This window comes from Cupriavidus sp. WS, assembly GCF_000395345.1.
GTDB classification, from domain to species: Bacteria; Pseudomonadota; Gammaproteobacteria; order Burkholderiales; family Burkholderiaceae; genus Cupriavidus; species Cupriavidus basilensis_B.
In genome coordinates, this window is the sequence record NZ_AQPL01000214.1 from 1 (window position 1) to 21,648 (window position 21,648).

Sequence of the window (21,648 nt, forward strand, 5' to 3'; positions counted from 1 at the left end):
GACGTTCAGCAGCCAACGTTAAGACACCGACTTCAAAATCAACCAGTTGACACCAAACTCAAAACCCCCAGCAAAAAAACAAAAAACCCGCCCCAGGCTCACAGCCCCAAGGCGGGTCCACCAGCCAACCCACAGCCGGCAAGGCACAAAAAAAAACTTACCTCGGCAATTCAGAATGCCCCATCAGGAACGCATCCACCGACCGTGCCGCCTGGCGCCCCTCACGAATCGCCCACACTACCAGTGACTGCCCGCGACGCACGTCGCCGGCGGCAAACACCTTCGGCACATTGGTCTGATACGCCCGCTCGCCTTCGGTGGCGGCACGCGCGTTCTTGCGCGCATCGGTATCCACGCCGAACGCCGAGAGCAGCGAGCCGACCGGGTTGGTGAAGCCCATCGCCAGCAGCACGAGGTCGGCCTTGAGGATGAACTCGCTGTCCGGCACTTCCTGCATCTTGCCGTCCTTCCACTCCACGCGGCAGGCCTTGAGCGCGGTGATCTTGCCGCTGTCCTTGCCTTCCCCGCCGATGAATTCCTTGGTCGCCACCGACCAGTCGCGCTCGCAGCCTTCGTCGTGCGACGACGAGGTGCGCAGCTTGATCGGCCAGTACGGCCACACCAGCGGCTTGTTTTCTTCTTCCGGCGGCTGCGGCAGCAGCTCGAACTGGACGACCGACTCGGCGCCGTGGCGGTTGGAGGTGCCCACGCAGTCGGAGCCCGTGTCGCCGCCGCCGATCACGATCACGTGCTTGCCTTCGGCGCGGATCTCGTTGGGGCCGTCGCCGGCGACTTCCTTGTTCTGCGGGATCAGGAATTCCAGCGCGTAGTGCACGCCGGCCAGCTCGCGGCCGGGCACGGGCAGGTCGCGCGGCACTTCCGAGCCGCCGGCCAGCACGACGGCGTCGAACTGGTCCTGCAGCGCCTGCGCCGAGATGGTTTCGCGCGCGTAGTTCTTGATGCCGGCCGGCAGTTCGCCGTCGGTCACCATCACGCCGGGGCGGAAGGTCACGCCTTCGGACTGCATCTGCTCGATGCGGCGGTCGATCAGCGTCTTCTCCATCTTGAAGTCGGGGATGCCGTAGCGCAGCAGGCCGCCGATGCGGTCGTTCTTCTCGAACACGGTCACGTCGTGGCCGGCGCGCGCCAGTTGCTGCGCGGCGGCCATGCCGGCGGGGCCGGAGCCGACCACGGCCACGGTCTTGCCGGTCTTGTGCTTCGCCGGCTGCGGCGCGACCCAGCCTTCTTCCCAGGCCTTGTCGATGATGGCGTGCTCGATCGACTTGATGCCGACCGGCAGCTCGTTGATGCCGAGCGTGCAGGCGGCCTCGCACGGCGCCGGGCAGATGCGGCCGGTGAACTCGGGGAAGTTGTTGGTCTGGTGCAGCACCTGGATCGCCGACTTCCAGTCCTGGCGGTACACCAGGTCGTTGAAGTCGGGGATGATGTTGTTGACCGGGCAGCCGTTGTTGCAGAACGGGATGCCGCAGTCCATGCAGCGCGCGCCCTGGATCTTCGCTTCGCTGTCGGACAGCGCGAAGACGAATTCCTTGTAGTGCTTCACGCGCTTGGTTACGGGCTCGTAACCTTCGTTCTGGCGCGGAAATTCGAGAAAGCCAGTCGCCTTACCCATGTTGCGTCCTTGGTCTTGCTGGGCGGCACCGGCGCATGCGCCGGCCCCGCTGTGAGGTCAGTATCTTGTGAGCCGGCGGCGCGGGCCGCGCCGCCGCTCCTGCTTGGTCGGGCCCGCGGGCCCTGCCTGCGAACTCAGGCGGCGATGGCTTCCCGGTCGCTGTCCTTCGCTTCCTGTTCCTTCGCGTACATCTCGCCCAGGGCGCGCTTGTACTCGGTCGGGAAGACCTTGACGAACTTGCGGCGCGCGGTGGCCCAGTCGGCCAGCAGCGCCTTGGCGCGCTCGGAGCCGGTGAAGCGGAAGTGCTGCTCGATCAGGCCCTTGAGGATGGCCTCGTCGAGCTGGCGCTTGCCGCCGACCTTGTGCCAGGAAGCGGGCGACTGGCCCTTTTCCTGGTCCGCCGACGCCAGCACCGCTTCGAGCGCGACCATCGAGGTGTTGCAGCGCTTGTCGAACAGGCCGTCCTCGTCGTAGACGTAGGCCACGCCGCCCGACATGCCGGCCGCGAAGTTGCGCCCGGTGCCGCCCAGCACCACCACCGTGCCGCCGGTCATGTACTCGCAACCGTGGTCGCCGGTGCCTTCCACCACGGCGGAGGCACCCGAGTTGCGCACCGCGAAGCGCTCGCCGGCCACGCCGTTGAAGAACGCCTCGCCGGCGATGGCGCCGTACAGCACCGTGTTGCCGACGATGATGTTGCGGGTCGGATCGCCGCGGAACTCGTGCGGCGCGCGCACGATCACGCGTCCGCCCGACAGGCCCTTGCCGACGTAGTCGTTGCCGTCGCCCACCAGGTCCAGCGTGACGCCGTGCGCGAGGAACGCGCCGAAGGACTGGCCGGCGGTGCCCTGCAACTGGATGTGGATGGTGTCGTCGGGCAGGCCTTCATGGCCGTACTGCTTGGCCACCACGCCGGACAGCATCGCGCCGACCGTGCGGTTGACGTTCTTGACCGGCTGGATGAACGACACGCGCTCGCCCTTGTCGATGGCCGGGCGCGCCTTGGCGATCAGCACGTGGTCGAGCGCCTTGCCGGCTTCGACCGACAGGCCGTGGTCCTGCGTGTCGGTGTGGTAGCGCGGCACTTCGGCGGCGATCGGCGCCTGGTAGAACACGCGCGAGAAATCGAGGCCGCGCGCCTTCCAGTGCTCGATGCCGGCACGGGTGTCGAGCAGGTCGGCGCGGCCGATCAGCTCGTTGAACGTGCGGATGCCCAGCTGCGCCATGATCTCGCGCGCTTCTTCGGCGATGAAGAAGAAGAAGTTCACCACGTGCTCGGGCTTGCCCTGGAATTTCTTGCGCAGCACCGGGTCCTGCGTGGCCACGCCCACCGGGCAGGTGTTCAGGTGGCACTTGCGCATCATGATGCAGCCTTCGGCCACCAGCGGCGCGGTGGCGAAGCCGAACTCGTCGGCGCCCAGCAGCGCGCCGATGACCACGTCGCGGCCGGTCTTCATCTGGCCGTCGGCCTGCACGCGGATGCGGTTACGCAGGCCGTTGAGCATCAGGGTCTGCTGGGTCTCGGCGAGGCCCAGTTCCCACGGCGTGCCGGCATGCTTGATCGACGACAGCGGCGAGGCGCCGGTGCCGCCGTCATGGCCGGCGATCACCACGTGGTCGGCCTTGGCCTTGGCCACGCCCGCGGCCACGGTGCCCACGCCCACTTCGGACACCAGCTTGACCGAGATGTCGGAGACCGGGTTGACGTTCTTCAGGTCGTGGATCAGTTGCGCCAGATCCTCGATCGAGTAGATGTCGTGGTGCGGCGGCGGCGAGATCAGGCCGACGCCCGGCACCGAGTAGCGCAGCTTGCCGATGTAGTCCGACACCTTGTGGCCGGGCAGCTGGCCGCCTTCGCCGGGCTTGGCGCCCTGCGCCATCTTGATCTGGATCTGGTCGGCCGAGGCCAGGTATTCGGCGGTCACGCCGAACCGGCCCGAGGCCACCTGCTTGATCTTCGAGCGCAGCGAGTCGCCGGCCTGCAGTTCCAGGTCGCGCACCACGGCATCCGGGCCCAGCAGGCCCTGCATGGTGTCGCCCTGCTTGATGGGAATGCCGCGCAGCTCGTTGCGGTAGCGCTTCTCGTCCTCGCCGCCTTCGCCGGTGTTGGACTTGCCGCCGATGCGGTTCATCGCCACGGCCAGCGTGGCGTGGGCCTCGGTCGAGATCGAGCCCAGCGACATGGCGCCGGTGGCGAAACGCCGGACGATGTCCTTGGCCGACTCGACTTCCTCGAGCGGGATCGCGCGCGCCGGGTCGACCTTGAACTCGAACAGGCCGCGCAGCGTCATGTGGCGGCGGCTCTGGTCGTTGATGATGTTGGCGTATTCCTTGTAGGTCTGGTACGCGCCGCGGCCTTCGTCGGCGCGCACGGCGTGCTGCAGCTTGGCCACCGAGTCCGGCGTCCACATGTGCTCTTCGCCGCGGATGCGGAACGCGTACTCGCCGCCGGTCTCGAGCATGCCCTCGAGCACCGGGTTGTCGCCGAACGCGTCGCGGTGCAGGCGCAGCGCTTCCTCGGCCACCTCGAAGATGCCGATGCCTTCGACGTTCGAGGCGGTGCCGTGGAAATACTTCTGCACCAGCTCGCGCGACAGGCCGATCGCTTCGAAGATCTGCGCGCCGGTGTACGACATGTAGGTGGAGATGCCCATCTTGGACATCACCTTCTGCAGGCCCTTGCCGATCGCCTTGACGAAGTTCTTGACCGCCTTCTCGGACGAGAGGTCGCCGGACAGGCCCTGCGCCATGTCGGACAGCGTTTCCATCGCCAGGTACGGGTGCACGGCTTCGGCGCCGTAGCCGGCCAGCAGCGCGAAGTGGTGCACTTCGCGCGCGGTGCCGGTTTCCACCACGAGGCCGGCCGAGGTGCGCAGGCCCTTGTCCACCAGGTGGTGGTGGATCGCCGAGGTGGCCAGCAGCGCGGGAATGGCGACGTGCTCGGCGTCGACGCGGCGGTCCGACACGATCAGGATGTTGTAGCCCGAGCGCACCGCGTCAACGGCTTCGGCGCACAGCGAGGCCAGGCGCGCTTCGATGCCTTCCTTGCCCCACGCCTTCGGATAGCAGATGTTCAGCTCGTACGAACGGAACTTGCCGCCGGTGTAGTGCTCGATGTTGCGGATCTTGGCGATGTCCTTGAAGTCCAGCACGGGCTGGGACACTTCGAGGCGCATCGGCGGGTTGATGTTGTTGAGCTCGAGCAGGTTCGGCTTCGGGCCGATGAACGACACCAGCGACATCACCATGTTCTCGCGGATCGGGTCGATCGGCGGGTTGGTGACCTGGGCGAACAGCTGCTTGAAGTAGTGGTACAGCGTCTTGTTCTTGGACGAGAGCACGGCCAGCGGGCTGTCGTTGCCCATCGAGCCGGTGGCTTCCTCGCCGGATAGCGCCATCGGCGCCATCAGGAACTTGACGTCTTCCTGGGTGTAGCCGAACGCTTGCTGGCGGTCCAGCAGGCGCGCGTCGGGCTTCTTCTCGGCGGCCACGTCCTCGGGCTTGGCTTCGAGCTCGTCGAGCTTGATGCGCACGGCGTCGATCCAGCTCTTGTACGGCTTGGCGTTGGCCAGGTTGTCCTTGAGCTCCTTGTCGTCGATGATGCGGCCCTGCTCCATGTCGATCAGGAACATCTTGCCCGGCTGCAGGCGCCACTTCTGCACGATGCGCGACTCGGGGAACGGCAGCACGCCGGCTTCCGAGGCCAGCACCACGACGTCGTCCTCGGTCACGTAGAAGCGCGCCGGGCGCAGGCCGTTGCGGTCCAGCGTGGCGCCGATCTGGCGGCCGTCGGTGAAGCAGATCGCCGCGGGGCCGTCCCACGGCTCCATCATGGCGGCGTGGTACTCGTAGAACGCGCGGCGGTTGTCGTCCATCAGCGTGTGCTGTTCCCAGGCTTCCGGGATCATCATCATCATCGCGTGGACGAGCGGGTAGCCCGCCATCGTCAGCAGCTCGAGGCAGTTGTCGAACGAGGCGGTGTCGGACTGGCCGGGGTAGATCAGCGGCCACAGCTTGGGCAGGTCGTCGCCGAGCACCGGCGAGGAGATCGCGCCGGTGCGCGCGTTGACCCAGTTCACGTTGCCCTTGACCGTGTTGATTTCGCCGTTGTGGGCGACCATGCGGTACGGGTGGGCCAGCTCCCAGGCCGGGAAGGTGTTGGTGGAGAAGCGCTGGTGCACCAGGGCCAGCGCCGACACGGCGCGCGGGTCCTGCAGGTCGAGGTAGTACTCGCCGACCTGGTTGGCCAGCAGCAGGCCCTTGTACACCACCGTGCGCGCCGACATCGACGGCACGAAGTATTCCTTGCCGTGCTTGAGCTTGAGCGCCTGGATGGCGTGGCTGGCGGTCTTGCGGATCACGTAGAGCTTACGTTCGAGCGCGTCCGTGGTCATGATGTCGCGGCCGCGCCCGATGAAGATCTGGCGGATCACCGGCTCGGTCTTGCGCACGGTCGGCGACATCGGCATGTTGCAGTCCACCGGCACGTCGCGCCAGCCCAGCACGACCTGGCCTTCCAGGCGCACGGTGCGCTCGAGCTCCTGCTCGCAGGCCAGGCGCGAGGCGTGTTCCTTGGGCAGGAAGATCATGCCCACGCCGTACTCGCCCGACGGCGGCAGGGTCACGCCCTGCCTGGCCATTTCCTCGCGGTAGAACTGGTCCGGGATCTGGATCAGGATGCCCGCGCCGTCGCCCATCAGCGCATCGGCGCCGACCGCGCCGCGGTGATCGAGGTTTTCCAGGATCTTCAGGCCCTGCTGGACGATCTCGTGGCTCTTCTTGCCCTTGATGTGGGCGACCATGCCGACGCCGCATGCGTCTTTCTCATTGGCGGGGTCGTACATGCCCTGGGCCTGCGGCAGCGAGGCGGGCGCGTGCGTGGCGGCGGCAGAGGCGGACTCGGCGGCCTGCGCCAGCGTTGGCTTCGATTGGGATTGCGATTGGTCCACGGGCTTGATTCCGGTGAGGGCTGCGCAGCCAGCAGGGCAGACCGGAACGGGGACCGCACTCTGCCACCTGGGCCGGCCGGGGCCGGGAGCGGGATGACGAGAGGGACAGCGGGGCCGCAGCGGCGTACGCAAGCGTGACGCGCCGCACAATGAATGTGGGTGGAGGAACTATAAAAGAATCATCCACGTCTCGCAAAAAATTTAAATGGGGTCAGAACATATTAAATCTCGCACCACAAACGGGATGGTCTTTATTTGGGGACACATTACTTTTTGGTGCATTGCGCGCCGTCCCGCGCACATCGGGCACCGCGACGGTTCAAGCCGCGCCGCCGCCTACGCGGCGCCGGGTTCGGGGTCCATGCCGCCCGCGCTGCGCCCCGGCGGCCGGCCCTTCGGCAACGGCTGCACGCGGCGCGTGCCCTGCCGCTCCAGCTGCGCCAGGAAAGCGGCATCGCCGAGCGGCCAGCCGCTGTGCGCGTGGCTGCGCAGCGTGGCCAGCGCCGCCGGCGACAGGCCCTCGGCCGCCACCGCGCGGTAGTTGGACTGGCGCTCGAACGGCGTATTGCCGAGCGCCCAGTAGACGGAGTGATCGCTCACAAAGGGGCTGGCCTCGATGCCGGCGTGGTGGCGGTAGCTGCTCCAGCGGTCCGCCTCGGGCTGCGCGACCTCGCCGGCGCGCATGGCGTTGCCTTCCACGTACAGCATGGCCGGCAGCAGCCACTGCGCCGGGTCGAACACCGCGGAGCGGAAGCGCCCGTCCCACAGCGTGCCGGTGCGTCCCGCGGCGCGGTTGAAGTAGCGCGCGTAGCGGCGCCCGACCGCCTGCATGGTCAGGCTGAGCGAGTCGGCCTGGCGCGGCGTGGCGACCAGATGCACGTGGTTGGGCCGCAGCGCGTAGGCGTGGATGGCGAGATCGTGCTCGCGCGCGGCCATGCGCAGGCAGTCCAGGTAGTGGACGTAGTCGTCGGGGCCGAGGAACACCGGCTGGCGGTTGTTGCCGCGCTGCAGTACGAGGGCGGGCAGGCCGGTCGGCGAAAAGCGGGGAAGTCGGGCCATGAGGGCAAACGCGGGAATCGGCGCCGGCGCCTTGCGGCGCGCCGGCAAAACCCGATGATAGCGCAGGCGCGCGCTGATCCGTCCCCAATTTGTCGGGGGCGTCCCGCTCCCCGCATGCGGCGCCTAGTTGCCGCCCTCGTGGACCGAGAAGATGCGGCGGTGCTCGCGGATCGCGTAGCGGTCCGTCATGCCGGCGATGTAGTGGGCGACCAGCCGCGCCTGATCGCGCCCCTGCCCGGCCTGGTACTGCGGCGGCAGCAGGCGCGGATCGGCCATGAAGACGTCGAACAGGTCGGTGATGATGCGCTGCGCCTTGGCCGACATGCGCATCACGAGGTAGTGCCGGTACAGGTGGCGGAACAGGAAGCGCTTGAGTTCGGCGGCTTCCTCGCGCACGGCGGTGCTGAAGGCGACCAGCGGGCCGGCGGCGCGCACCGCCTCGATGTTGCGCGGGCCGGCCGCGGCGATATTGCGGCTGGTGGTCTCGATCAGGTCGACGATCAGCGTGTTGATCATGCGCCGGACGGTCTCGTTGATGACGCGCCGGCCGTTGATGCCCGGGAAGGCGGTCATCGCCTCGGCGCGGTGGCGGCGCCACATCGGCACTTCGTCCATCTGCTCGAGCGTGAGCAGGCCGGAGCGCAGGCCGTCGTCGATGTCGTGGTTGTTGTAGGCGATCTCGTCGGCCAGGTTGGCCAGCTGGGCTTCCAGCGAGGGCTGGGTGCCTTCCAGGAAGCGCCGGCCCAGCTCGCCCAGCGCCGAGGCATTGACGCGCGAGCAGTGCTTGAGCACGCCCTCGCGCGTCTCGAAGGTCAGGTTGAGGCCGTCGAAGCCGCCGTAGCGCTCCTCCAGCTCGTCCACCACCAGCAGGCTCTGCAGGTTGTGCTCGAAGCCGCCGTGGTTCTTCATGCAGGTGTTCAGCGCGTCCTGCCCGGCGTGGCCGAACGGCGTGTGCCCGAGGTCGTGGGCCAGCGAGATGGCCTCCACGAGGTCTTCGTTCAGGCGCAGGTTGCGGGCGATCGAGCGCGCGATCTGGGCCACTTCCAGGCTGTGCGTGAGCCGGGTGCGGAACAGGTCGCCCTCATGGTTGACGAAGACCTGGGTCTTGTATTCGAGCCGGCGAAAGGCCGTGCTGTGGATCACGCGGTCGCGGTCGCGCTGGAACTCGCTGCGCGAGGACGACGGCGGTTCGACGTGCACGCGCCCGCGCGACAGCGCGGAGCGGGCGGCATACGGAGCGAGATGGCTTTCGAGGTCGGTCATGCGGCAATCCGGTCGGCAGCCGGCCGGGGCTCGCGCCGCCGGCCGGGGTTGCGAGGCACAACCGATCGCGTCAGGCGACCGGCGCCTCGGTGGGCGGCCTGAGCACCGCGTGCTGCAGCGTAGCGCGCAGGTCGGCGTCCGGCACGGTGGTGATGAAGGCCTCGCCCAGCTTCCTGAGCAGGATGAACTTGACGCTGCCGGCTTCCGCCTTCTTGTCCACTTTCATCAGTTCGATGTAGCGGTCGGTGCCGAGATCCGGCGCCACCACGGGCAGCATGGCCGCGCGCGTGAGCTGCGTCACGCGCGCGCGCGTCTCGGTGTCGATGAAGCCGAGCCGGTGCGACAGGTCGGCCGCCATCACCATGCCGCAGCCCACGGCCTCGCCGTGCAGCCATTCGCCGTAGCCCATGCCGGCCTCGATGGCATGGCCGAAGGTGTGGCCGAAATTGAGGATGGCGCGCAGGCCGCCCTCGCGCTCGTCCTGGGCCACCACCGCGGCCTTGATCTCGCACGAGCGCTGCACCGCCAGCGCCATCATGTCCGGGTCGCAGTCGTTGAGCGCGCGGATGTTGCGCTCGATCCAGCCGAAGTACTCGGCGTCGGCGATGGCGCCGTGCTTGATCACCTCGGCCAGGCCGGCGGCCAGTTCGCGCGCCGGCAGCGTGCGCAGCGTGTCGATGTCGGCGATCACCGCGTTGGGCTGGTGGAACGCGCCGATCATGTTCTTGCCGAGCGGGTGGTTGATGCCGGTCTTGCCGCCCACCGAGGAATCCACCTGCGCCAGCAGCGTGGTGGGCATCTGCACGAACGGCACGCCGCGCATGTAGCTGGCGGCGGCAAACCCGGTCATGTCGCCGACCACGCCGCCGCCGAGCGCGACCAGCGTGGTCTTGCGGTCGGCGCCGGCCCGGAGCAGCGCGTCGAAGATCAGGTTGAGCGTTTCCCACTGCTTGAACGCTTCGCCGTCGGGCAGGGTCACGGTGCGCACGGTCTTGCCGAGCGCGGCCAGCGTGGCCTCCACGCGCGCCGCGTAGAGCGGGCCGACGGTCTCGTTGGTGACGATGACGGCATGGGTGCCGCGCACGTGGGGACGCAGCAGCTCGGCCTGGTCGAGCAGGCCGGTGCCGATATGGATGGGGTAGCTGCGCTCCCCGAGGTCGACTTCAAGGGTGATCATCGTGATTCCGGTCCTGCGCCGGCGGTGCTTCCGCGCCGTCGCCGTCGTCCTGCCCGGGCTCGCCCGGCTCTTCGGCGGCCACGCTGAAACCGGCCATTTCAAGTTGCATCAACACCATATTAGCAAGCTGGGCCACCGAGGGCTTGCCGGTTTCGATGATGAAGTCCGCCACCTCGCGGTAAAGCGGGTCGCGCTCGGCATAGAGCGCCTCGAGCCTGCCCTTCGGGTCCGCGGTCTGCAGCAGCGGGCGGTTGCGGTCGTGGCGCGTGCGCAGCCACAGGTCGTGCGGGCTGGCGCGCAGGTAGACCACGGTGCCGCGCGCCTTCAGGTGCGCCCGGTTCTCCGGGCGCAGCACCGCGCCGCCGCCGGTGGCCAGCACGATGCCGCTGCGCTGGCTCAGCTCGTCGATCATGTGCGCCTCGCGCTCGCGGAAGCCCGCTTCGCCCTCATGCTCGAAGATGATCGGGATCCGCACGCCGCAACGCGCCTCGAGTTCGTGGTCCGAATCGAAGAAGGGATAGTTCAGGCGCCGGGCCACGGTTCGGCCGACGGTGGTCTTGCCGGCACCCATCAGGCCAACAAAAAAGAGGTTCGGGCGGGTGGCTGTCACTGGCATGTCGGGCGGCTGCCGGGTCTCTGGCCGGCCGCCGCAGTGGGAAACTGCGTCATCTTCTTATGTCGGGGCGATCCGGGCAAGTGGCACGGAGCGCGCGGGCGGCGGCCCGCCCCGTGTCCGCCCTGCCCTCCGCGCCGCCGGCCCGGCAATGAAAAAGGCCGCATCGCGCACGATGCGGCCTCCCAGTCTACTGCATCCGGCGGGCCGGGCGGGCCCGGCAGCGCCGTCGCCGGAGCCGCCGGCGGGCTTATTGGCGAACTTATTGGCGGACTTATTTCAGCGAGACGCTCTCGTTGAGCACGCGCGGCGTCAGGAATACCAGCAGTTCGGTGCGGTTGTTGACCTTGGCGTTGTCCTTGAACAGGTTGCCGAGCACCGGGATGTCGCCGAGCCACGGCACCTTGTTGATGTTGGTGGACTCGGTCTGGCTGTAGATGCCGCCGATCACCACCGTGCCGCCGTTCTCCACCAACACCTGGGTCTGCACGTGCTTGGTGTCGATGGCAAAGCCCGAGCTGGTCTGGATGCCCACGCTGTCCTTGTTGACGTCCACGTCCAGCAGCACGTTGCCTTCCGGCGTGATCTGCGGCGTCACCTCGAGCTTCAGGTTGGCCTTGCGGAACTGCACCGAGGTGGCGCCGCTGGAGGTGGCGGCCTGGTAGGGCAGCTCGGTGCCCTGCTCGATCAGCGCCTTGATGTTGTTGGCGGTGACCACGCGCGGGCTGGAGATGATCTTGCCGCGCCCGTCCGCTTCCAGCGCGGAGAGTTCGAGCGCGAGGAAGCGGCCGGCCGTATTGCTGAACAGGCTCACCGCCACCGACCCCGGGTTGACGCCGTTGATCGCCGCCGCCGGCAGGCTCAGCGCGGGGCTGTTGTCCCAGGTGGCGTTCTGCGTCACCGGGCTCACCACGTTGGTGTAGTTGTTGCCGTAGCCGGCGCCGGCGGTCTTGGAGGCAAAGCCGAGCCTGACGCCGAGGTTGCGGCTGAAGCTGTCGTTGGCCTCGACGATGCGCGCCTCGATGATGACCTGGCGCACCGGGATGTCGATCTTGCCGAGGAAGCTCTGCACCTCTTCGAGCTTGCTGCCGATGTCCGACACGAACAGCTGGTTGGTGCGCGGATCGGCCGTCAGCGAGCCGCGCTTGGACAGCATGCGGGTATTGCTGGCCGCCGCGCCGCCCACGCCGCCCACGCTACCGATGGCGCCCGTGCTGCCGAGCGCGCCGGCGCCGCCCGCGCCGCCGGTGCTGCCCACCGCGGCCAGGCCGAGCAGCATGCGCCGCACGTCCTCGGCGCGCTGGTAGTTCAGCTGGAACACCTGGCTGCGGATCGGCTCGAGGTCGTTGATCTGCTGCTGCGACTCGAGTTCGAGCTTTTCCTTGGTGGCCAGCTCGGCCTTGGGTGCCACCCACAGCACATTGCCGTTGCGGCGCGAGGCCAGCCCCTTGGCGTCCAGCACGATCTGCAGGGCCTGGTCCCAGGGCACGTCCTTCAGGCGCAGCGTCAGGTTGCCCTGCACGCTTTCGCTGGTGATGATGTTGAGGTTGGTGAAGTCGGCGAATACCTGCAGCAGCGAGCGGATGTCGATGCTCTGGAAGTTCAGCGAGAGCCGTTCGCCGCGGAAGCCCGCGCCGCTGATCAGCTTGGCCGGGTCTTCCTTGACCGGGCGCACCTCGACCACGAACTGCGTGTCGGTCTGGTAGGAGCTGTATTCCCAGTTGCCGCGCGGCTCGATGGTCAGGCGCGTGCTGCCGTTGTTGTCGCCGGCGCGCATGCCCTGCACCGGCGTGCCGAAGTCGCTCACGTCGTAGCGCCGGCGCAGGCCGTCGGGCAGCGCGGTGTTGAGGAAGTCCACCACCACGTTCTGGCCCTGCTGGGCGATGTTGATGCCGGAGTCGCGCGCGGACAGGTCCACCACGATGCGCCCGGCGCCGTCCGTGCCGCGGCGGAAGTCGATGTTGCGGATCGCCGGCCGGCTGGCCGCCGCCTGCGGCACCAGCGCCGCGGTCGGAGCGAAGGTCGGCACCGCCGTGCGCGCGCTCGGCGCCACGTTGTCGAGCAGCACCACGAACTGGCTGCCGCGCACCTCGGTGCGGTAGCTGGCGACGCGCGTGAGATCGAGGACCACGCGCGTGCGGTCGCCGATCTGCACCACGTTGGCGCCCTTGAGCAGCTTGCCGCCGAAATCGTATTGCGCGCGGCCCTGGGCGAAGCCGGTATCGAGGAAGTCGATGGCGATCCGGGGCGGATTCTGCGTGGTGAAGTCCGCCGGCTTCTGCGCCGGCACCCCGGCGAGCTCGACCGTGAATATGGTCTGCTCGCCCGCGGTGGTGGCATCCACGCGCTTGACGGTATTGCCCGCCGTCGATTGCGCCATCGCGGCCGGCACAGCCAGCGCGAGCATCATGACCGCGGCGCCCGCAAGCGCCCGGTACCAGCGACCCATGATCATGCCGACCCCTCCAGCTTCAGGCTGGTCATTTTCTCTTTCCACTCGGCTACCCCTTCCCGGACCAATTCGCGCAACACGATCTCCTGATCGCTGATGCGGACCACCCGGCCGTAGTTCTGGCCGAGATACTGACCCACCTTGACGTGGTGGATCTTGTTGTCTACCAGCACGACGCCATAGGTTTCCCCGTGGTTGCGCATCGCGCCCAGCATCTTGAAATTCTCCAGCGGGTAGTCCTCCAGCGGCTCGTGCTGCCGGCCGGACTCCGGCGACTCGGACAGGACCCGGTTGAGGTCGCCGATCTTGTTCTGGGCGAACGGCTCGGGCGCGCTGCGCCCGGCGTACTCGCGCGGCACGTAGGGCTTGGGCTCGGGCAGCGGCGCCGGCGGCGGCGCCTTGGCCGCGCGCGCCTGGGCCATCCACTGGCGCAGGCCGTCTTCCTCGCTGGCCCCGCAGGCCGCCAGCAGCGCGGCGCCGAGCAGCGCGCACGCGCACGCGCGCAGGCCGGAGGCCCGGATCGCTGGCATCATTTCTTCGCTCCCGCGGCCGTCTTGGCCGCCGCGGCTTCCGCCTTGCGCTGCGCCGCCTGTTCGTCGGGGTCGAGCGCGCGGTAGGCCATCGCCACGGCCTCCATCGCCAGCCCGCCATCCTTGCCGGTGGTGAACTGCATCCCCTGCATCGACACGATGCGCGACAGCGCGGCCACGTCGGCGTTGAACTGCGCCACGTCGTGGTAGCGGCCCGTCACCTTCAGGTTGACCGGGATCTCGGCGAAGTAGGGCTTGATCACGGCAGCCTGCGGCTTGAACAGTTCGAACTGCAGGCCGCGCGCCACGCCGGCGTGGTTGACGTCGGCCAGCAGCGCGTCCATCTCGGTCTTGTTGGGCAACTGGCGCTCGACCAGCGCCACGCGCTGCTCCACCTCGGCCTTCTGCTTGCGCAGCGCGTCCAGGTTGGCGACCTGCGCCACCTTGGACTGGTAGGCCTGCTTCAGGCTTTCCTGCTCGAGATGCTTGCGGTCGAGCTCGTCGAGCTTGCCGCTCCAGTAGAACTGCCAGCCCAGCACCAGCACCAGCAGCGCCGCCAGCACCGCGAACAGCACGCGCGGCGCGGCCGGCCAGGTTTCGGGCTCGTTGAGGTTGATGCCGCGGAACTGCGCGCCGAGGTCGTTGAGCGCGGCCAGCGAGATTTCGGAATTGAGTGCCATATCAGCCCTTGCCCGTGCGTGCACCCTGCGCCGCGGCGCCGCTGGCGGCGCCCGCGCGGCCCTTCTTGCCGTCGTCCGGCACCTCGGGCGCGCGGTAGGCGAAGCGCATGGAGAAGTCGAACAGGCGCCGCTGCTCGCGCAGGTTGTTGGTCATCATCACGGCCTTCGATTCGACCAGTTCGGCCTTGTCCAGCCAGCTCACCTGGCCAAGGTTGCGCAGCAGTTCCGAGACGCGCTCGTTCGACTGCGCGATGCCGGTCACGGTGAAGACGTCGCCGGCCTGCTTGAGCGTGGTCAGGTAGACGCCCTCGGGCACCTGGCGCACCAGTTCCTCGAGCAGCTGCACCGGGCGGTTGCGCTCGTTCTGCAGGCCCTCGATGGCCTTCTGCCGCTGCAGCAGCCCGTCGATGTCCTTGCGCAGCGTGTTGACTTCGCGGATCTGCACGTCGAGGCGGCTGTTCTCGGTGGCCAGCACCTGGTTCAGCCCCGTCTCCGCGTCGACGCGGCTGTCGATGTACCAGCCGCCGATCAGCACCACCAGCGCGCCGGCTCCCGCCGCGCCGCCGAGCATGGCGTAGACCTTCTTGCGGCGCGAAGCCTTGCGGGCCTCGTGGTACGGCAGCAGGTTGACGGTCGGGATCGTGTTGGTAGGCATGCGGCTTCCCTTGCTGGCTTACTGCAGGCCGCGCAGCGCGAGCCCGGCGCTCACGATGTAGGCCGGCAGGTCGCGCTGGAGATAGCGCTCGTTGACCTTGCCGGCGGTCATCATGTTGGCGAACGGGTTGGCCAGCGTGGTGGTGATCTCGGTCTGCTGCTCGATCGCGGCCTGCACGCCGACCAGCGAGGCATGCCCGCCGGACAGCAGGATCTCGTCGACCCGGCCGATGCTGGACGACGACAGGAAATTGCGCACGGCGCCCTGCACCTCGACCGCCAGCGCTTCCAGCGACGGCTTGAGCAACTGGGTGCGCCAGGCTTCCGGCAGCGTGTTCTTGCGCTTCTTGATCTCGGCCTTGAGCGCGTCCAGCGTGAACATGCGCGCCGCGCTCTGCGTGAGCTGGTCGCCGTAGCTGTTGAGGGGCTGCTCGTAGAGCTCTTTCCAGCCCTGGTAGAAGATCGCCTTGGAGCGGCTGCCGCCGAGATGGACCACCACCACCACGGGCAGCTCCTTGGCCTCGGTCTCGCTGAGGTCGGGCGACACGCCCAGCATCTGCACCACCGAGCGCTGCACCGCGTATTCCTCGACGTCCATCACGTGCGGCTTGAGCCCGGCCATCTCGGCGGCGGTCACGCGCTCCTGCACGCGGTCGCTGTTGGCGGCGGTCACGCGCACGCCGATGCCGCCCTCGGTCTCGCTGGGGCCGATCACGGCGAAGTCGAAATTGACGGCCTGCGACGGCGGATAGAGGCGGTGCGCCTCGGATTCCACCTGCACGTAGAGTTCGTCCTCGGACAGGTTGTCCGGCAGGCTGACGGTCTGCGATTCGGTCAGCATCGACGGCACGCCGAGCACGACCTCCTTGCTGCGGATGCCGGCCTTGCCGAGCGCGCGCTTGAGGGCCACGCCCACCGCTTCGATATTGACCACGTTGCCATCGGCAACGGCATTGCGATCCAGCAGTTCGCTGGCGCACTTTTCCAGCCGGTAGTCGTTCTTGCCACTGCCCACGGACAGCTCGACTACCTTCACGCTGGACGACCCGATGTCGACGCCGACCGTCGTACGGCGCAACAACCCCGACAAGATACCTCGCCGCAAGGTGACCCCCTGACCGTTTGAACTCGCCCCTGGCTTGGTAGCTCTAATCTGGCGAGTCTGTTTGTTTCTTGGATGAAACGTTTTGCTCTTTTAGTTGGTGGATTCTCACAAAAACGTGGTGTGCTGGCAATGTGCCGGTTTGACCACGGTTGCTTTTCGCAGACGCCTTACTCAAAGCGTTGTCAAAATCCCACGGTACACCAGCGGCCGCCGCGCCGGACCCCTCTTTCCGTTTCATGCAGATCTCAACATGATTACATCTTGTAACAGCCAGATAGCGGCGTTCACGCCACAAGGCGGCCGGAGCGCCCGATCCCGGGAGATATAATCCGGGCACCCCTAACTCGGTAGTTCCCATATGGCCACAGCACAACCGAAGCCGTCCCTGCCCGCCCGCCGCCCGCTCTGGATGCGGCTGACTTTCTGGGCGCTGGGCCTGCTGGCGGCCGGCATCGTGGCGGTGGCGCTGCTGGTCGGGTACGCGCTGCTGGTGGCTGCCCCGAACCTGCCTTCGCTCGACACCATCACCGACTACCGGCCCAAGATCCCGCTGCGCATCTACACCGCCGACAACGTGCTGATCGGCGAGTTCGGCGAGGAGCGCCGCAACTTCGTGCCGATCGCCGAGATCCCGGACGTGATGAAGAAAGCGGTGCTGGCCATCGAGGACGACCGCTTCTACGAGCACGGCGGCGTGGACTTCGTCGGCGTGCTGCGCGCCGGCATGGCCAACCTGCGCGGCGGCCTGTCGCAGGGCGCGTCCACCATCACCATGCAGGTGGCGCGCAACTTCTTCCTCTCGAGCGAGAAGACCTACACCCGCAAGCTGTACGAAATGCTGCTGGCCTACAAGATCGAGGCCAACCTCTCGAAGGACCAGATCCTCGAGCTGTACATGAACCAGATCTACCTGGGGCAGCGCGCCTACGGCTTCGCCAGCGCGGCGCGCGTGTACTTCGGCAAGTCGATCAAGGACGTGACGCCGGCCGAGGCCGCCATGCTGGCCGGCCTGCCCAAGGCGCCGTCGGCCTACAACCCGGTGGTCAACCCCAAGCGCGCCAAGGTGCGCCAGGAATACATCCTGCAGCGCATGCGCGACCTGCGCTACCTGACACCGGAACAGTACGAGCAGGCCATCCACGAAGAACTGAAGGTGCGCGGCGAGGGCAACGAGTTCTCCACGCACGCCGAGTACGTCGCCGAGATCGTGCGGCAGCTGATGTACGCGCAATACCGCGAGGAAACCTACACGCGCGGCCTGACCGTCTACACCACGCTCAACAAGACCGACCAGGACGCCGCCTACGAGGCGGTGCGCTCGGGCATCATGAACTACGAGCGCCGCCACGGCTACCGCGGCCCCGAGGCCTTCATCGACCTGCCGGCCAACCCCGACGAGCGCGAGCAGGCCATCGACGACGCGCTGCTCGAGCACCCGGGCAGCGACGACCTGCGCTCGGCGGTCGTCACCAGCGTGTCGGCCAAGCAGGTCACGGCCACGCTGCTGTCGGGCGAGGTCGCCAGCATCGAGGGCCAGGCGCTGCGCTTCATCGCGCCGTCGCTGGCGGCCAACGCGCAGCCCAAGGCCAGGATCCGGCCTGGCGCGATCATCCGCGTGACGCAGGACGAAAAGGGCGCGTGGTCGGTCACGCAGCTGCCGGAAGTGTCGGCGGCCTTCATCTCGCTGAGCCCCGAGAACGGCGAGATCCGCTCGATGGTGGGCGGCTTCGACTTCAACCGCAACAAGTTCAACCACGTGACGCAGGCGTGGCGCCAGCCCGGCTCGAGCTTCAAGCCGTTCATCTACTCGGCGGCGCTGGAGAAAGGCTTCTCGCCCGCCACGGTGATCAACGACGCGCCGATCTCGATCGCCGACAACGGCGGCCAGGTGTGGGAGCCGAAGAACTACGACGGCAAGTTCGAAGGCCCGATGACCATGCGCCGCGCGCTGGCCAAGTCCAAGAACCTGGTGTCGGTGCGCATCCTGCGCGCGATCGGCACGCAGTACGCCCAGGACTACATCACGCGCTTCGGCTTCGACGCCGACAAGCACCCCGCCTACCTGCCGATGGCGCTGGGCGCGGGCAGCGTGACGCCGCTGCAGATGGCCGGCGCGTACTCGGTATTCGCCAACGGCGGCTACCGCATCAATCCCTACCTGATCGAGAAGGTGGTGGACGCGCGCGGCAACGTGATCTCGGAAACCCGGCCGCAGCGCGCCGGCGAGGACGCCGTGCGCGTGCTCGACGCGCGCACCGCGTTCATCGCCGACAGCATGCTGCGCGACGTGGTGCGCACCGGCACCGCCAACAGCGCCAAGCAGCGCCTGGGCCGCAACGACCTGGCCGGCAAGACCGGCACCACCAACGACGCCGTGGACGCCTGGTTCGCCGGCTATACGCCCAAGCTGGTGGCGATCGCCTGGATGGGCTACGACCAGCCCAAGAGCCTGGGCGTGCGCGAGACCGGCGGCGGCCTGGCCCTGCCGATCTGGGTCGGCTACATGAGCAAGATGCTCAAGGGCGTGCCCGAGATACCGGAGCGCCAGGCGCCCGAGGGCGTGGTGATGGTGGCCGGCGACTGGACCTTCGAGGAGAATGCCGGCGGCGCCGGCGTGGCCTCGGTGGGGCTGGGCGACCCGTGGCCGGGCAAGCCGGACGAGAGCACGCAGTCGCCGGCCGACATCGAAGGCGAGAAGAAGCGGATCCTGGAGATGTTCGGCGGCGGGGCCTGAGCGCCGCCCGCGCGCGATTCGTCGCGCGCGCCGGCGTTCGGCGCGATGCCGGCGCGCGATGCCGGCCGCGCGAAAGCGCGCCCGGCCCCGGTTCGGTTCAACCCAGCTTCAGCGCCACCCCGGCCTGCTGGCTCATGTAGCCCGACAGCGCCGCGTACAGCTCGCCGCCGCCGCGCGTATCCAGCCACTGCCGGCCGTCGTGGCGGAAATGGAAGCCGCCCGCGCGCGCCGCTACCCACAGCTCCTGCATCGGCGCCTGGCTGTTGACGATGATCTTGGAGCCGTCCTCGAATTCCAGCTCGATCAGGTTGCCGGCGCGGTTGATTTCGATGTCGGCGTCGGCCGCGTCGGCGGCCGTTTCCACCGCGCTCTCGAGCCGGTCCAGCTCTTGCTGGGCCAGGGCCAGGAACTCGCTTTCACTCATGGGGGGCATGCTAAACTCCGAGACCGCCCGGGCAGCGGCGCATCGCGCGCCGGCCGCGGCGTGTTGAATCCAGTTTCGATCCAGTTTCGTTTTTCGTTGGTCCCGCCGTTCCGCCGCCTTGCCGCGGAAACGGGCCGGACAACTCTTCTAGGACGACCCGATGTTGCGTCGTGTTGCGATTGTATCGGCGATTGCCGCCAGCCTTGCGATACCCCTGCTGTCGGGATGCGGCATCCGCGGCCCGCTGACGATGCCCCGGCCGCCGGCCGCGCCGGCCAGGCCGGCCGTGCCGGACCCCGGCCTGGGCAACCCGAACGTGCCGAATCCCGCCGCCAGGACGGCCCCGGCCGCCCCCGCGGACGAAGCCGCTCCGGCCGCCACCCCCACCGCAAAATCATCATGACCGCCTTCTTCCATCGCCACGACGGCGCGCTCGCCGTCGAGCACGTGCCGCTGGCGCGCATCGCCGCCGAATACGGCACCCCCACCTACGTCTACTCGCGCGCCGCGCTGAGCGCCGCCTACCAGGCCTACGCCGCGGCGTGCCAGGGCCGCCGCGCGCGCGTGCAGTACGCCATGAAGGCCAATTCCAACCTGGCCGTGCTGCAGGTCTTCGCGCAGCTCGGCGCGGGCTTCGACATCGTCTCCGGCGGCGAGCTGCAGCGCGTGCTGGCCGTGGGCGGCGATCCGCGCAAGGTGGTGTTCTCGGGCGTGGGCAAGACCGTCGCCGAGATGGAGCTGGCGCTGGCGCACGACGTGCTGTCGTTCAACGTCGAGTCGATCCCCGAGCTCGACCGCCTGAACGCGGTGGCCGGCCGCCTGGGCAAGCGCGCGCGCGTGTCGCTGCGCATCAACCCGGACGTGGACGCCAAGACCCATCCGTACATCTCCACCGGCCTGAAGGGCAACAAGTTCGGCGTGGCCTTCGAGGACGTGCTGCCGACCTACCGCGCCGCGGCCGCGCTGCCGCATCTGGAAGTGGCCGGCATCGACTGCCACATCGGCTCGCAGATCACCGAGGTCGCGCCCTACCTGGAAGCGCTGGACAAGGTGCTGGACGTGGTGGAAGCGCTCGAGCGCGAAGGCATCAAGCTCGAGCACATCGACGTGGGCGGCGGCCTGGGCATCACCTACGACGACGAGACCCCGCCGGACATCACCGACTTCGCGCGCACGCTGCTCGACCGCGTGGCCGAGCGCGGCCACGGCCACCGCGAGGTGCTGTTCGAGCCGGGCCGCTCGCTGGTGGGCAACGCCGGCGTGCTGCTCACGCAGGTGGAATTCCTCAAGCCCGGCGCGGCCAAGAATTTCTGCATCGTCGACGCGGCCATGAACGACCTGGCGCGCCCCGCCATGTACGAGGCCTACCACCGCATCGAGCCGGTGCAGCTGCGCGAGGCCGGCGAGGCCGCGCCGCTGACCTACGACGTGGTCGGCCCGGTGTGCGAATCGGGCGACTGGCTCGGCCGCGACCGCGCGCTGTCGGTGCAGCCGGGCGACCTGCTGGCCGTGATGTCGGCCGGCGCCTACGGCTTCGTCATGAGCTCCAACTACAACACCCGCCCGCGCGCGGCCGAAGTGATGGTCGACGGCGACGACGTGCACCTGGTGCGCGGCCGCGAGCGCGTGGAAGACCTGTTCCGCGACGAGCGCCTGCTGCAAGGCTGAAGCGCGCGTGCGCGCCGCGCGGCGCGCACCGCGAGATCGGCATTCCCGCAATCCCGAAGAAAAGCTCAGCGCCGCGCCGCCTGCGGCGCGGGCTTGCGCCACCACCACCACGCGCGCGCCGCCAGCAGCACGAACACCACCGCGGCATAGGCCGAGACCGTGCCGAAATCGTGCTTGCCCGCCTTGTGCCACCAGTAGTGCAGGATCCCCAGCACGGCGATGGCGTAGATGGCGCGATGCAGCCATTGCCAGCGCCGGCCGCCCAGCCGGCGGACCATCGCGCTGGTCGAGGTCGCCGCCAGCGGCACCATCAGCGCGAACGCGGCAAACCCCACCGTGATGAACGGCCGCTTGGCGATGTCCTTGACCATGTAGGCCACGTCGAAGCCGCGGTCCACCGCGAGCCACAGCAGGAAGTGCTGCAGCGCATAGAAGAAAGCGAACAGGCCCAGCATGCGCCGCAGGCGCGCGAGCCAGTGCCATCCGGTGAGCCGGCGCAACGGCGTCACCGCCAGCGTGGCGCACAGCATCACCAGCGTCCAGGTGCCGGTCGAGCGCGTGACGAACTCCAGCGGGTTGGCGCCGAACTCGCCGGCGAAGCCGAGCGCGAGCAGCCGCAGGAACGGCAGCAGCGCCAGCACCCACACCAGCGCCTTGACCATGCGCACGCGCCCCGGCGCCAGCGTGGCCAGGCCCGCCGGCGCGGG

At 68.4% G+C, this 21,648-nt stretch carries 15 protein-coding genes; 2 read left to right on the top strand and 13 right to left on the bottom strand.

What is annotated here, in order from left to right; all coding sequences use genetic code 11:
- Window positions 1–157: 157 nt before the first annotated feature.
- From K206_RS0118120 to pilM, 11 genes are all read right to left on the bottom strand, one after another.
- Window positions 158–1,633: a glutamate synthase subunit beta gene (locus K206_RS0118120; protein ID WP_020203812.1), complete on the bottom strand. Its 1,476-nt coding sequence runs from the start codon at window positions 1,631–1,633 to the stop codon at window positions 158–160.
- A gap of 134 nt (window positions 1,634–1,767) precedes the next feature.
- Window positions 1,768–6,477, bottom strand: coding sequence for a glutamate synthase-related protein (locus K206_RS0118125; protein WP_231401627.1), 4,710 nt, complete (start codon window positions 6,475–6,477; stop codon window positions 1,768–1,770).
- Window positions 6,478–6,918: 441 nt separating this feature from the next.
- Window positions 6,919–7,641 (bottom strand): transposase, encoded by a 723-nt coding sequence (locus K206_RS0118130; RefSeq protein WP_043366864.1) that lies wholly within the window; start codon window positions 7,639–7,641, stop codon window positions 6,919–6,921.
- 123 nt (window positions 7,642–7,764) lie between these two features.
- Complete coding sequence (locus K206_RS0118135) at window positions 7,765–8,904, bottom strand: deoxyguanosinetriphosphate triphosphohydrolase (protein ID WP_020203815.1); 1,140 nt, start codon at window positions 8,902–8,904, stop codon at window positions 7,765–7,767.
- Between the two features lie 70 nt (window positions 8,905–8,974).
- Window positions 8,975–10,081, bottom strand: coding sequence for a 3-dehydroquinate synthase (gene aroB / locus K206_RS0118140; RefSeq protein WP_020203816.1), 1,107 nt, complete (start codon window positions 10,079–10,081; stop codon window positions 8,975–8,977).
- Window positions 10,068–10,697: a shikimate kinase gene (locus K206_RS0118145; protein WP_231401626.1), complete on the bottom strand. Its 630-nt coding sequence runs from the start codon at window positions 10,695–10,697 to the stop codon at window positions 10,068–10,070. Before K206_RS0118145 ends, aroB begins: the two co-directional genes overlap by 14 nt.
- A gap of 271 nt (window positions 10,698–10,968) precedes the next feature.
- A complete protein-coding gene (gene pilQ, locus K206_RS0118150; protein ID WP_020203818.1) occupies window positions 10,969–13,149 on the bottom strand; it encodes a type IV pilus secretin PilQ in 2,181 nt (726 codons plus the stop codon).
- Window positions 13,146–13,679 (bottom strand): pilus assembly protein PilP, encoded by a 534-nt coding sequence (locus K206_RS0118155; protein WP_020423829.1) that lies wholly within the window; start codon window positions 13,677–13,679, stop codon window positions 13,146–13,148. The genes pilQ and K206_RS0118155 overlap by 4 nt, the downstream gene beginning before the upstream one ends.
- Entirely contained in the window at window positions 13,676–14,356 is a 681-nt protein-coding gene (locus K206_RS0118160; protein WP_020203820.1) for a type 4a pilus biogenesis protein PilO, read from the bottom strand. Before K206_RS0118160 ends, K206_RS0118155 begins: the two co-directional genes overlap by 4 nt.
- Before the next feature lies 1 nt (window position 14,357).
- The gene (locus K206_RS0118165) at window positions 14,358–15,011 is read right to left on the bottom strand and encodes a PilN domain-containing protein (protein ID WP_020203821.1); all 654 of its coding nucleotides are present in this window, start codon (window positions 15,009–15,011) and stop codon (window positions 14,358–14,360) included.
- 18 nt (window positions 15,012–15,029) lie between these two features.
- Complete coding sequence (gene pilM, locus K206_RS0118170; protein WP_029043784.1) at window positions 15,030–16,100, bottom strand: type IV pilus assembly protein PilM; 1,071 nt, start codon at window positions 16,098–16,100, stop codon at window positions 15,030–15,032.
- A gap of 373 nt (window positions 16,101–16,473) precedes the next feature.
- Here pilM and K206_RS0118175 point away from each other — a divergent pair, with 373 nt between their 5' ends.
- Complete coding sequence (locus K206_RS0118175) at window positions 16,474–18,849, top strand: penicillin-binding protein 1A (RefSeq protein ID WP_029043785.1); 2,376 nt, start codon at window positions 16,474–16,476, stop codon at window positions 18,847–18,849.
- 97 nt (window positions 18,850–18,946) lie between these two features.
- Here K206_RS0118175 and cyaY read toward each other — a convergent pair whose 3' ends face one another.
- On the bottom strand, window positions 18,947–19,282 hold the full coding sequence (cyaY, locus tag K206_RS0118180) for an iron donor protein CyaY (protein WP_029043786.1): 336 nt from the start codon (window positions 19,280–19,282) through the stop codon (window positions 18,947–18,949).
- Between the two features lie 390 nt (window positions 19,283–19,672).
- Here cyaY and lysA point away from each other — a divergent pair, with 390 nt between their 5' ends.
- Complete coding sequence (gene lysA, locus K206_RS0118185) at window positions 19,673–20,941, top strand: diaminopimelate decarboxylase (protein ID WP_020203825.1); 1,269 nt, start codon at window positions 19,673–19,675, stop codon at window positions 20,939–20,941.
- Window positions 20,942–21,006: 65 nt separating this feature from the next.
- On the opposite strand, the gene msrQ is transcribed toward lysA, so the two are convergent.
- A complete protein-coding gene (gene msrQ / locus K206_RS0118190; RefSeq protein ID WP_255359643.1) occupies window positions 21,007–21,633 on the bottom strand; it encodes a protein-methionine-sulfoxide reductase heme-binding subunit MsrQ in 627 nt (208 codons plus the stop codon).
- Window positions 21,634–21,648: the final 15 nt, after the last annotated feature.